The following is a 13417-nucleotide window of genomic DNA, read 5'->3' as shown; positions in this document are numbered from 1 at the left end:
TATCAACACCTTTTACGATTTCAGATTCAACTAAGTCTTTCTCCTTGAGCTTTCCTTCTTCGAATAATTTTTGTTTTTCAGCTCTAATTTTTTCGAGCAAAACTGATGCTGGTTCATCATTCGGATCCTGAGGAACTAATTTCCCTTGCATGGCGATATCAAGAACTTTTTGTTTGAGTTGGTCAGCTAGTTGTTGCAAGGCACCTTGATCAGCTTCAATCGAGTTAACTTTTTCAAAAAGCTCATCAATTTTCTGTGAAATTCGTTTTTGTTCTGATAACGGTGGAATGCAAATCACAGTATCTCCAAATCCAGAACCAGATATCTCTTTAAAAGTTGTTCCACTAGCTCTTTTTTGAATATCAGAAGTCCTATTTTTTATTAGCCAGTAGATAAACTCAATGTCGACTAATACAGGAAATATCGACTTGCAACCTTGGTTAGTAGTGTATTCCTTTTTTACAATATTAATGTGTCCAATCGGAGCACGACTTGAGAAGACAATTGAATTTGTCGGAATTATTTGAGCCGAAGAACTGGTTAATCCTTTTTCTGTGATATGTTTACTTGAATCATCAAAATAGATACTATCTTGTTGTTTCCCCATATCTGCAGGTGTAATCCATGTAATATCACCATTGTAGAAACTTGGTTCGCTAGATTTTGGAGTTCCTCCCGAAATAATAGAACCTATATTTCTTAATTTAGTCAGTTCCCATGAGTCAGGGATATCTAATTCATATTCCAGTTGAACAATCGTTCCATCCGCGAACTTCTCATAATGTAAACCATCATCACCTTTGAAAATCTCAGTTTCATTCTTGTCTCGCTTGATTTTCTTTTGTTTGATGAGTTCTTCTTTCTCAGCTTTTATACGCTTCAGAAGTTCGCTTGCTGGCTCATCGTTAGGATCTTGCGGAACGAGTTTTCCGCGCATCGCTAAATCTAATATTTTTTCTCGCAAGGCTTTAGTATCTATCATTCTTCCACCTCACCCAAAAGCTCTTGCAGCCGTGCTACCGCGTTTGCGATATTATCAGATTTTTCTTGCATCAGATCCAACATTTCAGCAATCGTGTAATCCGGAGTATCACTCTCCGCTTCCATCCAAGAGATATCAAGACTCAAATTGTCGCGTGATTGAATTTGATCAATTGAATATTTTCTCCAGCGACCATTTGGATTATCAGAGCTCCAGGTTTCTTCTCGATTGCCAATGTCATCCCGTTTGTAAACTTCGATAAACTCTTCAAAGTCTCTCCGATTTAAAGAGTTACGCTTACCGAAAGAGCGCATATTGTTACGCATGTCATATATCCATACGTCTTTAGTATTGTCTTTTTCAGTTGTTCCACGGGTAAAGAACAGCACATTTGTCTGAACACCTTGCGCGTAAAAAATACCAGTTGGAAGTCTCAATATTGTGTGAAGATTGGTTTTGTTCATCAAATCTCGACGAATTGACTCACCAACTCCGCTATCAAAAAGAACATTATCTGGAACAACAACTGCAGCGCGAGCATGTCCATCTGTTTTTAAGGAATTATAGATAGTTTGTAAGAAATTCAATTGTTTATTGCTAGTTTCATACGTCAGGTCATCCCGCGTCGCACGTTCTCCACCATTCTTAATACCAAATGGAGGATTCGTCAATACTAAGTCAAATCCCTTCATCCATTTACCATTAGATGAAAGAGAGTCTCCTTGTTCAAGTCTCGGGTTGATGTCATGCAACAAAGCATTCATCAAAGCCAGTTTGTGGGTGTTTGGGACAAGTTCCATACCACTTAACGCCTCATCCTTTTGGAACTGCACTTCTTCAGGTGATAGGTCGAAAAAGTCATCGTATTTCTCTCTGAGATAATGATTAGCAGCAATCATAAAGCCAAAGGTACCAGCCGCAGGGTCGTTTAATCTCTCGCCTTTTTCTGGATCCATCAATTCAACCATCACATCAATCAAGACACGAGGTGTAAAGTATTGACCCGCACCTGACTTAGTTTCATTCGCATTCTTTTCAAGCAAGCCTTCGTATAAATCACCAAGACCTTCATGCTTAGCCGAGTACCAATCCAATGCATCGATGTCTTTAATGATTTTTTCAAGGTTTTTTGGCTCGTCGATGCTTGTTGACGCATCCGCATAAATCATGTTCAACCGTTTATCGGTTGCTATTTCTGGATTACCTAAATCCAATAGAAGTTTTTTGTAGAAGGTTTTTAACTCTATCCCTTCTTTTGTAACCAAATCATCCCAACGATATCCTTCTGGGATTGATGACTCCGTTTCCTGTTCTTTCATCATTTTTAAGAACAGGATATAAGTCAATTCAGTCACATAATTTTGATAGCTAATTCCATCATCACGAAGAACATCTGCCATCTTCCACAGTTTTTGTACAATTTCGTTATTTGTCACTTTATTATTTCTCCTCTTTATGTAAACGAGCGAAACATGGCTCGCTTACTTATGCTGCGTAGAGTTCCTCGTTAAGCACTTGAACAATATTGTCTACATTAGCACCAATTTGTTTCAAAACAAACTTATACCCCCCTTGCCGCTTCCAAACTTCTGTTTCATCAAAATATTGTTTAGCCGTTGGAGCGAGCACTGGAGTTTCCAGCAGTTGTTTTTCAATTCTTTGGAGCCATTTCAATTGTTTAAGATTCCAAGATTCCATCCCATAGACTTTTTGCATAGCACGTTTGATGCGGGTTTCATGATCCACGAGAGTTGTTCCAAGTGCTGCCTGCCGGATAAAGCTAATAATATCTGCTGCAATATACTCTTTCTTCTCTTGTCTCCAAGCTTCTCGAAGTGACGTTTCATCAAATTTCTTTTCCTTCAGCCGTAATTGTACTTCCCTCAAATCTTGATAGGTTAGATCTTTTGGACGCTTTACGACAACTTGAAGGGCTGGGATATGATTAATATTATCTCGAATAAATTTGTTAAATTCGTTCAAGTAATCTGCTGGCTTGACGTTCCCCTCACCGTATCCCCTTGATATATCAATCAAAGTATCTTCGTGGGCGGATATTACCATCGGATCTTTGAAGGTGTACCATGAAGCAACTCGATGGATATTTTCTGTTTGCGATTCTAATTCACTTTTGTTCATCGTTTTAATACTTTGAATCCACATGTCCAAGTCAGTAGTTTTATTCAGCGTAGCAATCTCATCTTCATCCTTTTTGCTAATTCTCTGCTTTTTCCGCTGTAGCTTAGCAATCAGCTCGGCCTTGAAAAAACCAAACTCTTCATCATCTTCGGCTTGCAAAGTTTTTTCAAGGACTTCTTGAATTGACTGTTTCGGATTTGAAACGACAGGTTTCATGTCTGTAATGTTTTGCAAATAATCATAAAGATGTACGGCATCAAAAATCCTAAATGCTTCTTTTTCAATTTTACGGCAAAGACGTGTTGCACGTCCTAACATTTGGTCATATAAGATACGCGAACGCACTCGGCGCATAAAGACAAGATTTTCAATTTCCGGCACATCGATACCCGTTGTAAGTAAGTCAACCGTAACAACGATATTTGGATATTTTTCGTTCTTGAAACACTTGATTTTTTTATCAGGGTGGCGAATATAGCCAGTAATCTTCTCAATTGCGTCATCGTCAACTACTGTACCCTCTTCTGCATATGCTTCTTTCAAGAGCCGTACAATCAAATCTGCATGTTGATCGTTAGCCGCAAATATTAAGGTTTTCCCTGGTTCATTAGGGTCAATGTAGCCTGTCAATCCTTCTAACACTGCTTTATTGAAATTTTCTGTGATGACCTTCTTATTGAATTGTTCAATATCAAAATCTAACTCGTCGTCCAAGTGAGCTTTATCAATGCTTTTAGTCTCATCATTCCAAATGTCAACATCCGTATCTGCTTCAAACTTAATCCCATATTTTGACAGATGAGTTTCGAATTTAATTGGCGGTTCATGGTCAACAAGATAACCGTCAACAACAGCATCTGTATATGAGTAAGTGTAAATTGGTGCACCAAATATTTCAATTGTGTGAAGCGCAGGTGTCGCTGTCAATCCAACAACAGTTGCATCAAAATAATCAATTACCCGACGATACTGACTCACATAATCTTTTTCATTTTGATAAAACAACTCATCATCAGTCATTTCACGGTCTTCAGTATAGCCCCGGTGTGCCTCATCAACAATGATGAAATCATAAGTTCCGACAGATGGAATCTCAGTAACATCATCTTTGAAAAATAAACGTCTTACCATCCCCTGTACCGTTGCAATTTGAATCTTAGTAGCCTGCTCTGGAAGGATGTCTCCAGCTTCCTTCACATCATAAATATCAGAAAAAGAGAGATTATCAATCTTAGTATCCTTCAATGCATCTGATACCTGAATGCCTAAGCTTCTTCTATCAACTAAAAACAAGATACGTCTGACACGTTTCGTTTTAAGTAGTCTATACATCAAAGATAATGCAAGCCTTGTTTTCCCAGTTCCGGTTGCCATAGCCAATAACATACGGCGCTTGTTCTCTTCTAAACCTCTTTCAACAGCTTTTACAGCCTCTATCTGATAGGCACGATTCGCAAATTCTGGATATGGTTCTTCTTTTAATTCCTTTTCTGCTCTCGCTTCATTGACAACCAACTTTTGCAACAAATCATCAGGACTATGCCAGCTCTCTAAAGCAAACGATGTTTTCTCAGGAGTTCGAGCATCCCAGAACCAAATACCGGATTGCTCAGCTAATTGTTTCAAGTAAGGCCTTCCATTTGAAGAATACAGGAATGGTGCCTTATAACCATTGGCGGTTTCCTCAAAAGTGTATTCAGTGGATTTTTGTGTTTCTTTAGAATACTCTTTCGCTTGAACCAAATCACCAGCAACAGTTTTTCCATATTTTTTAGCTTCAATGATACCAACGAGCTGCAAGCCAACAAACATTGCATAGTCTGCACGACCTTCCGCCGTAGGAAACTCAGCGATAGCTTTATTTTTATTCTTCTCTGGACGTGCACCTTTCCGCCAATCCAAGTTTTCAGTATCAGCTTCCCATCCAGCATTTCGTAGTTGCTCATCAATAAACATGATACGTGTTTGTTTCTCATCAAGTGTTGCATTATGAAGAAACTTCTTAGACCTTGCACGTCGATCTGTTTTGATTTCTTGTTCTGAATGTGAAGATGGTTGTGAAGCCATCTTTTCCAATTGTTCCTGAAAAGTCTTTTTCTCAGATTCAGCCAGTTCAACCTGAACTCTTAATTTTGTCAGCTCATCTGCTGTGGCCTTATCAATATCTTTAGGATCTTCGAAAGTCGTGGCAGCAAAGTCAAGTGGGCCATACACTTCCATAAACCAATTTGACAAGTAATGAGCGTAACGAAGCATGGTCATAGCTTCAGTAGTATTTCCATAATTATTATGAGCAGCCTTATTACCAATTTTTCTGATAGTATGCAAAACCGTCGCAATCTCAGTATCTAAGACACCTTTACGTTCAAGCTCACGTAACTTGTCAAATTGATTATCTAAATTACATGGTGTCAATCGTTCAAGCGAGAATAGAGCCTCCGTCAGTTGCTCAGCAAAAAGACGGATTTTAATGAGCGAAACATTTGGGTCGCGGTATACGTTCTGTTCGGCTTGCTTGCCTAGTTTTGCGAATAAAGGCCACTGTGCTGATAGCATATCAAAGTTACTCATTTAACTCACTCTCCTTCCCTTGTAATCAATCGAACTCGCATCACCTGTATCAACATTCAAGATTACACAAATCTTCACCAATGAATCAATTGAAATGGGTTCATTCTTCCCCATCTTGACGATGATGTTGCTACTAACCCTTGCAGCATCCTTCAACTCTGTTTTTGTCATGTTCAAATCAATTGGCAATTTCCTCAGTTTATTGTAAGTAATGGGCATCTAATCACCTCTCATAACTTCTGATAGTTCGTTTATCCAGAAGATAAAGTTCATATTTATTGTATCATGTTTTATCAAGATAATCTCTTAAACATCAAGAGTGCTTAATATATTATAGTTTTTTCACAAATAAAAAAGACCTCCTAAAGAATCTTCAAAACTAACTCATCTGCCTTCAATACTCATTATTTCTTTCTTACTACTCCTTCAAAAATTATTGAGTTTACTCCAAGTTTACTAACTCAATCAATATAACAATAAAAAGAGCCCTTTTGGTGCTGTGCTCTTTTTTATTGTTATATTCTCTTTAACCACTTTCAAACTTTCCAATAAACTCACTCTGATAGTACTTTATATTTTTTTTTAAATTTCTTGTAAGTCATATATTCTAAGTTAAGTAGTTCTAAACGAGTTTTTCCATCATAAACAAGGACATCTCCTACCTCTAAGGGAACTCCCCCCCCTCTAAGAAGAACTTGACCATAGCTCAGTTTTTTTTCATTTATCCATTGCATAAGACCGAGATAGAATAAACGATTTATCCAATAAGGGCGTTCATGTTCATGACTAACAATCCAAAACTCGACTTCTTTACTATTACTTTTTTTTATCGCTTTATTTTTCATTACATGTTACACGAATTAGGCGTGCCTCCTGTACCATAAGGACCACAATTTGTATGTTTAGGCGGTCTATATTTTCCATTTATTTGTTCAAAAGTAGGTGATTTAGCAAAACTGCCACCTAAACTTTGTAGAGCCCATGCCAATCCTCCGTATCTAAAGCTTACTTTCGTCTCATTTTTTTCAACGATACTAGAAGTATCCGCAACTTCGTCTGCGAAAACTTTTGTTGTAGGTACTGATAGACTGCTCAAAGTAGTAAATAATAGAAAGATAGATAAAACAATAAATTTATACTTTTTTTGAATAAGCTTCATGATACTCCTCCTTTTCGGCTTATATAATAGGTATACCACTAACTTAATTATAACAAACACAACAGGCAATATCAACATTTTTAACCATTATACCAATTTAATAAAAAACTATATTAACTTGATAACAACATTGCCATGTCCACAAAATACATTAAAAATCTACAATCCAAATTTGATGAAGAAAATCAATTTGTGTGCTTGAAGTAACTCAAAAAATCCCAACAAATGTTGAGATTTAGAATAAACATTCGTTATAACGTATTGTTATAACATATTTTATATATTATCAAACAGTATAAATAGAATTTCTAGCTATTTTATAAAATAAAAAATACACTTTATTATAATTTTCACCTGAATATACTCATCATGCTCCATGTAAGACTATTTGTTATAGCCAATTTGTGCTTTGGTTGAATGTTCTGATTCATAAATTCTGCTTCATATTTCGAAAATTTATAACCTTGTTCTTGAAGTTTTAGTCCCCATTCCCAAATATACTCCTTCGCTTCATCCACACTAAACCTTTTATCGTCTATTCTCATGATTGAGTTGTTTATGACCATTTGTAACTGTTCTGAAACAACCCCATTGTTAAGAAAATCCCTTACTTCTTGTTTAAATACTTTTTTCTCAAATTATCCTCCTTACTCAAAACTGTAAATTAAAATCACATTCCAAAATCATTCACGCATGATTTTATCTTATCCATGTAGATCCCTTCGCTTTTTATTATAACAAAAAACACACTGGCAAAGCGTGTGTTATAAACAAAGAAATATTTGTACTTTTTTCCATTATTATGCCATTATTTTCCTACCTTTCCAAGTTCTGTCATACCTGTAATTTTCTTTCCCTTTGTATCATAGGTCACTTGAAAAATATAATGGGGCACATTCGATTTTAAATCTCCAGCACTTGCGGTATAGTCACAATCAACAAATGCTGTAATCGACGTTCCCGTCTGCGGTTGAGCATAAACTTGTAGGCTGTTTAAGTGACTTTGAATCATTCCATAATCTGAACTTGACTTATCCGCAGATAATGGAAAAAGTTTTTGTGCAACTTCTGAAGCCACCAAAGTTGCGACCTCTTTTTGTCTCTCTTCATTGGTGGTTTGACTTTGATTATAATTATAATAGATCTTAAAAAGAGAGTAAGCAGTTGTTTGTAAGTCTATGAGTTGCTGCTGAGTTTTACCATCTTGGGATTGCTTCAAAGTCTTCTCTGCATTCGCAAGCTCCTCTTTCAAGCTAGAAATCTCTTTTTTATTATCTTCTATAATCTGTTGTGTGACTGCTCCACGAGGATTATCTTTGTTCCCACCCATAAGAACAAAAGCTATGAGAAGCATGACGATAATTCCACAAGCAAAACCTAGCCCTAAAATAATACTTTTTTGTTTAATCTCCATTTGCCTGACCCTTTCTACCTTCATTTTCAATCGTTTTTTCACCGTCTTGACTAAAAGGATAATCCGAGAAATCCAATGCTTTAGGTTCTTCTGAAGGAATATCCGCTTCCACCCAATAGACAGCTTGTGCTTCTGGATAAAGTATTCGCACCATTTCAATTCTCGAATACTTGAATTTAAAGCGAATGATTTTGAGAGTGGAACTTTCAAAACCTGTCTGAAACGTCTTTCCTTCATTCAAAGTATTACAAGCAGTTTGTCTGTTTCTTGTCTCAACTCCATACCAACGAATCATAGGAATCCACTTCTCAAAGATATTGAGCTGATCAAGCTTTCTGAAAATCATAGACTGTATAATTTGACGAACCGCAAAGAAAGAAAAACCAAGTAAGAGAGCGACGAGATTTATTTGAAAAGATTGTGAAACATCTCCAACAATACCCTCTACGCTTTCAGTTTTTAAGCCCATCAAACTAAAACTGAGACTCCAAATGATAAAATTATGCTTCATAAAACGCCAAGTATTTTCCATAATATCCAGACCTTTGAATAAAGCGTAACTGAACCGAAAAACAACAATGAAGAAAAAAATAACGAAAATGCTTGATAAAGCTTGTTCCCGTCCTTCCACAGTCTGTAATCCTGGCCAAGCTTTCTGAATGAAGAATAAACCCACAAAACTTCTAAAGGCAAAAAGGATACTTCCCCAAAAGCTCAAAGTCATCATGATTTTTAAAACATTTAGGAGCTGAATTTGCCAGAATTGTCTGTTTTTCACCATTTGCTTAAATTTAAGCTTTTCAAGTAATAAGCAGTCTTGAATTTCTTTTTTCCCTTCTTTCAAAAACTTCCTCATATTTAAACCCTCTACTTTCCTCTTGGATAAACGTAAGTCAATGTTTTGGCTTCTTTTGCAGAAATTGTGCCATAAGTTTCTTCTGTTTGAGTTGCTGTTGCACGATCAAAACCAGTTTGACCCGCCACAACATTACACTCTGAGATAATCAAAGAGCCATCTGGATTCACATATTCGACAAAAGCGACGTGACCTGGATCTGAATTTCCACGGTAGGGGTCTTTCCCCGCCACAAAATTGACAGCGCTATGCGGTTTGGGTTTTCCTACTTCAACTGTCAAACCAGGTGTACTGTGTCCCCAAACACCGCCATTTCCCATTCCTGTCACTCCCCAGCCTATTTCTTTAGTACGAAATATGACATACCATACACACTGGTGCCCATAGGGTGCATTGACTTCATCATCTGGATAAGAAGTGAAATTGGCTCGCTTACCAATAGCTCTTTTTACTTCAGGGCTCAGTTGCTTGTAGTACGTTCCCATAGGAATGGTACCCTTTACTTGTTCTCCTGTTCCAGCTCCTGCATCACATCCACTATTCGCTTCTTGATAGGTATTGTACGTATTATTCTTTGCACCATCATTGACCGCCTCTTTGATACTTGATGGAATGTTTTTTCCATCAAAGGTCGTGTACCACTTGAGTGCATTGGCTTTAATTTCAGCTTCTTTAGTCTGTCCATCAGAGAGTGATATACCCTCATAGAGCACTGACCAGTCAAGAGCAGCTTGTTGCGGATCAGTCGCCTTTCCTACAATAATTCTTGTTGAATTTTTAGAGCCGTTTAACTCATAATCCAACAGCTTAAACTGATTAGCTGGTGTTAAAGTAGATAAATCCCCCGATTTAATGGAGCCTTCTGAGGTGATTCTATTCCCATTGATAGTATTTCCCCAGCCCGACCACTGAAACCAGCCTGCAACTCCTCCGCTTGGATTAATCGCTTGTGGATCCAATCCAGACTCTCTCTCGGCAACCGCAACTGCTCCTGCACCACCTGCCCCCGAAAAGCCATTGCTTTTCGTCAAATGATCAAAAAGAGCTTTACCATGATGATTCGTCCTATCTTTATCATTTGAAGGATTGGCACTTTCATTTTGGACATCCCTACAACTCTGTGCCGAAGCTACAGCCTCCCCTGCTCCTAAAGAGACTGTCATCATCAGAAGTCCACCAAAAGAACCTCCAATCAATAGGAAAAGAATCGCAAAACCAGCGAACCATTTTTTCATCAGTGCCATCCTCCATATTCTGCTAAATCTGATGTTTCATAATCTTGTGAAAAAATAATGCTTTGTCTGCCTGCAATATTCAAATAAAGTTGACCTTGTTCCAAAGTTGTAATAGCATCTAATTCATAGGGACTGATTTCTTCTTGCAAAATATCTGCCAATAATTGTTTGTCTGCACTCGATGTTTGAGCGAAAACACGATAATTCATCATTCCAAAAATAGCTTTCATAGATGACTGATAGCGTTCCGCCTTAAAACCAGATCCCCCAGAATTCAAAATTGTTTGAAAACTTCCTGCTTGGACAATAATCCCTGCATAGTTTTGAGACAAGGCATCAATCATCTGAAGTGTCAGTTCACTTGAGGAGGGCGTACGTGGATTGAGCATCTTACCAATATCTGTGATATTAACAATGTAATGTTCCACTTCAGACTCTGATAGACGAGGATTGTTTCTTAAACGCTCTCTCTGTATTTTTCCATTTCGAATAACATCATAAGAAATCAGTGCCATGACTGAAAAAAGTTGGACATTGAGATAATCAGGTGTTCCAGTTAAACCTGATAAATCAAAGGTGACCAAATGTTCTTCTGATAAGTCCGTAAAGTTTGTCGTTCCTTCAAAAACATCAGGTTTCGTATTCAATAGCTTCACAAAAGTAGATAAGATGCGCCGATAAGAACGCTCCATTTCAGCTGTTTTAGCTAAAACAAGTTGCCCTTCAACGTATCCTACAAAATCTTTAAGTGTCGGATATTCACTTGCAGGTACTTTTGTTGCTTTTAACTCATTCAAGTGTAGAGTGGGGTTCCGATACCACAAAGGATTATTTTCTGAAGGATATTGACAATAAAAGGCCGTCGCTAAATCCTCAAAAATATCACAATCATCCGCAGTTGCATCGGGTTTGAGTACCTCAAACATGTTTTTCAATTTTGCAATGTGAAGACCAAAGGATTTGATTTCATCTGTTTCCCCTTTTTCATTGGTTGCGCCTTGAAAGACTTGGAAAATATTGATTTTATTTCGACTTCCTGCCATATCTATTAAGAGACCTAGATTGTTTTCTGTGTAATTATTAAGAAAAGGAGACTGATCCAAGTTGATATTTCGAATATAATGATTTTGAGCAAAATTGTCATCAATCAAAGCAATTGAAAATGTGCCTTGCCCCATATTAGGCGTTCCAGAAATCAACATAAAAGGACGTGTACGAAACTCATTTTTCAAGAGCCAGTCCAATTGAATAACGCCATCTGTTTTCGTTTTACCGAAATAGCTCCCCGTCTTATCCTCTAATTTTGTATGATCTAAAAAATATCCGCCTGCTAAATCTCGACTTTTAATAGGACGGTGACTCGGCGTATTTAATAACTCATAATGCGAGTCAGGACTTGTAAAGAGTGCTTCTTGTTCAAAGTACAGTTCATCCAACATGACTGTACTTTTGAATTGACTCGCTTCATCTCTAATTTTTTTGACACGTGTCATCAATTTTTCTTCTGTTAAATCATAGACAGCTAATCGAATAGAAATACCTTTCATTTTCTCGTGCTTACGTGTCATATCATCAATCAACTCTAACAAATCCCCAACTTCTTGAGCTTCACGGTTATTGTCTGTTGTCTTGGCATTGATGTCAATTCGACTCTCTTTTTCATTGATTGATTTCTCAGCTTTTTCTTCAACTTTTTTACTATCCAAAGACTCTATAGCTAAAAAAGAAACCACGTGATCTTGTTGGAGAAGTTCTTTCAACCACATCCTCCCCAAACCTTCTCTGGGATAATCATAAATGCGCAGGTAAGTCACACACCCATCACCATACTGAACGTAGTGTGAGAAGTATTTAGAACCTCCTTGTGGCTGAACACGCATTAAAAAATCAATGTCATAGCCTTTTTTCTCGTATTTTTTCAAATGTACCATTCTATTTCCTTTCCTTGCATAAATTCTTGTGTCTATCCATACACAAAAATTTACACAACTTTTATAGTTTTGTATTCAAGTTATTGAGCTGAAACAGTACCAGCTCTTTTTCTTTAGGGTTGAGCATAGAAAGATGAAAGCGATAGGAACGTGCTAAACTGACAAGTTGCTTGCTTTTTTTATGTAATTCCCGAGGAGTCTCTGCATAAAGAAATAACAAATATTCAATATTACTTAAACGCTCTTCCAACTCCTTTTGTTTTTCAATTTTTGCTCGAATCATATTCTTTTTTATTTCCAATTGTAAGTGTCCACGTTCACTTGTAGGTTTTAAAGAAGTAAGATTTCGAAGTTTTCGACGTAAATGCGCCACTTGAGAAGCCGTAGAAACAGGAAGTTTTGTCGTTTCAATGGTGAAGTGTTCATTTGTTTTAGATAAAAAAGTATAAAAATAAGATAAAATCATCCGTTGTTCTTCATAGCTGACACTGGATGCACCTGTCCCTTCAATCCGAAACATCTGAAGCACACTGTCATCCACTAAAACCAATTCAGCCTCCTTGGTCTTATTCAATCGCTTATAAAACGTGTGTTCTAAAAAACTTGCCAGATTTCCCCTTTTTTCTTTTTGAACAGCCTTATCTTCTTTTTGTGATAATTTAGAAATTGGCATCGATCTCTATTTCCTTTCCTTGTGCTTTCTTCTTCAGTGGCTTGAACTGCCTTTTGATTCGACTTGTCTTAGTACGCAAAAAGAGCAATAAGACCATATAATTACGCTTCCCACCATTGGTATGCATGATAAGAAAAATAACAATGATTGCGGTGAGCACATCAAAAATAAGCATGTTCAGCCATTGACTCACAGGAAAAAAACGATTCAGCCACCAGGCAAAGCCTCCACCTATAGCCATAAAGCCAAAATCTAAACCATAAAAGATTCCCATCTTAAACTTTGCAAAAATGTCCCGTGGGACACCATAATTATCGCTCCCTTGATACATTAAATTACCTACTTTCATTTTGTTTTTCTTGATTTTAACTTGGATTCAAAATTCTTGCTTTACGCCCCCACTTCACTTCCAAAAAAGTGCAAAAAAAAAAAAGATGAAGTCAAATTTGACTTCATC

Annotated in this window: 12 protein-coding genes; all 12 read right to left on the bottom strand. The window is 37.1% G+C overall.

Annotation, left to right across the window (positions count from 1 at the left end; genetic code table 11):
- The coding region (locus tag B4H39_RS04835) for a restriction endonuclease subunit S (protein WP_286927527.1) at window positions 1-979 on the bottom strand (979 nt) is incomplete at its 3' end.
- Window positions 979-2418 (bottom strand): N-6 DNA methylase, encoded by a 1440-nt coding sequence (locus B4H39_RS04830; protein ID WP_251421850.1) that lies wholly within the window; start codon window positions 2416-2418, stop codon window positions 979-981. The genes B4H39_RS04830 and B4H39_RS04835, both read right to left, overlap by 1 nt.
- A 49-nt stretch (window positions 2419-2467) precedes the next feature.
- Window positions 2468-5692, bottom strand: coding sequence for a type I restriction-modification system endonuclease (gene hsdR / locus B4H39_RS04825; RefSeq protein WP_251421847.1), 3225 nt, complete (start codon window positions 5690-5692; stop codon window positions 2468-2470).
- Complete coding sequence (locus tag B4H39_RS04820) at window positions 5693-5911, bottom strand: helix-turn-helix domain-containing protein (RefSeq protein ID WP_251421844.1); 219 nt, start codon at window positions 5909-5911, stop codon at window positions 5693-5695.
- 335 nt (window positions 5912-6246) lie between these two features.
- Window positions 6247-6537, bottom strand: coding sequence for a hypothetical protein (locus B4H39_RS04815; RefSeq protein WP_251421841.1), 291 nt, complete (start codon window positions 6535-6537; stop codon window positions 6247-6249).
- A complete protein-coding gene (locus B4H39_RS04810) occupies window positions 6537-6851 on the bottom strand; it encodes a hypothetical protein (RefSeq protein ID WP_251421838.1) in 315 nt (104 codons plus the stop codon). Before B4H39_RS04810 ends, B4H39_RS04815 begins: the two co-directional genes overlap by 1 nt.
- An 808-nt stretch (window positions 6852-7659) precedes the next feature.
- The gene (locus B4H39_RS04805) at window positions 7660-8265 is read right to left on the bottom strand and encodes a hypothetical protein (protein ID WP_251421835.1); all 606 of its coding nucleotides are present in this window, start codon (window positions 8263-8265) and stop codon (window positions 7660-7662) included.
- Window positions 8255-9109: a hypothetical protein gene (locus tag B4H39_RS04800; protein WP_271328177.1), complete on the bottom strand. Its 855-nt coding sequence runs from the start codon at window positions 9107-9109 to the stop codon at window positions 8255-8257. Before B4H39_RS04800 ends, B4H39_RS04805 begins: the two co-directional genes overlap by 11 nt.
- A gap of 23 nt (window positions 9110-9132) precedes the next feature.
- Window positions 9133-10365 carry a phage tail tip lysozyme gene (locus B4H39_RS04795; RefSeq protein WP_286927526.1) on the bottom strand — a complete coding sequence of 411 codons (1233 nt, stop codon included), beginning with the start codon at window positions 10363-10365 and terminating at the stop codon, window positions 9133-9135.
- The gene (locus B4H39_RS04790; RefSeq protein ID WP_251421826.1) at window positions 10356-12287 is read right to left on the bottom strand and encodes a virulence factor; all 1932 of its coding nucleotides are present in this window, start codon (window positions 12285-12287) and stop codon (window positions 10356-10358) included. Before B4H39_RS04790 ends, B4H39_RS04795 begins: the two co-directional genes overlap by 10 nt.
- 61 nt (window positions 12288-12348) lie before the next feature.
- Window positions 12349-12960, bottom strand: a complete 612-nt coding sequence (locus tag B4H39_RS04785) for a hypothetical protein (RefSeq protein WP_251421823.1) — start codon at window positions 12958-12960, stop codon at window positions 12349-12351.
- Complete coding sequence (locus tag B4H39_RS04780; protein WP_251421820.1) at window positions 12947-13309, bottom strand: hypothetical protein; 363 nt, start codon at window positions 13307-13309, stop codon at window positions 12947-12949. Before B4H39_RS04780 ends, B4H39_RS04785 begins: the two co-directional genes overlap by 14 nt.
- Between the last annotated feature and the right edge of the window lie 108 nt (window positions 13310-13417).

The sequence above is a fragment of the Lactococcus sp. UBA7128 genome (assembly GCF_002492185.1).
Lineage (GTDB): Bacteria > Bacillota > Bacilli > Lactobacillales > Streptococcaceae > Lactococcus > Lactococcus muris.
The sequence above is the reverse complement of the archived record's forward strand: the minus strand, read 5'-3'. Positions and strand labels throughout refer to the sequence as shown.

Bases quoted from the DNA above. Each gene is read 5' to 3' on its own strand.
- B4H39_RS04810 (WP_251421838.1), bottom strand. From the start codon at position 6,851: ATGAAGCTTATTCAAAAAAAGTATAAATTTATTGTTTTATCTATCTTT.
- B4H39_RS04780 (WP_251421820.1), bottom strand. From the start codon at position 13,309: ATGAAAGTAGGTAATTTAATGTATCAAGGGAGCGATAATTATGGTGTC.
- B4H39_RS04790 (WP_251421826.1), bottom strand. From the start codon at position 12,287: ATGGTACATTTGAAAAAATACGAGAAAAAAGGCTATGACATTGATTTT.
- B4H39_RS04805 (WP_251421835.1), bottom strand. From the start codon at position 8,265: ATGGAGATTAAACAAAAAAGTATTATTTTAGGGCTAGGTTTTGCTTGT.
- hsdR (WP_251421847.1), bottom strand. From the start codon at position 5,692: ATGAGTAACTTTGATATGCTATCAGCACAGTGGCCTTTATTCGCAAAA.
- B4H39_RS04785 (WP_251421823.1), bottom strand. From the start codon at position 12,960: ATGCCAATTTCTAAATTATCACAAAAAGAAGATAAGGCTGTTCAAAAA.
- B4H39_RS04795 (WP_286927526.1), bottom strand. From the start codon at position 10,365: ATGGCACTGATGAAAAAATGGTTCGCTGGTTTTGCGATTCTTTTCCTA.
- B4H39_RS04815 (WP_251421841.1), bottom strand. From the start codon at position 6,537: ATGAAAAATAAAGCGATAAAAAAAAGTAATAGTAAAGAAGTCGAGTTT.
- B4H39_RS04820 (WP_251421844.1), bottom strand. From the start codon at position 5,911: ATGCCCATTACTTACAATAAACTGAGGAAATTGCCAATTGATTTGAAC.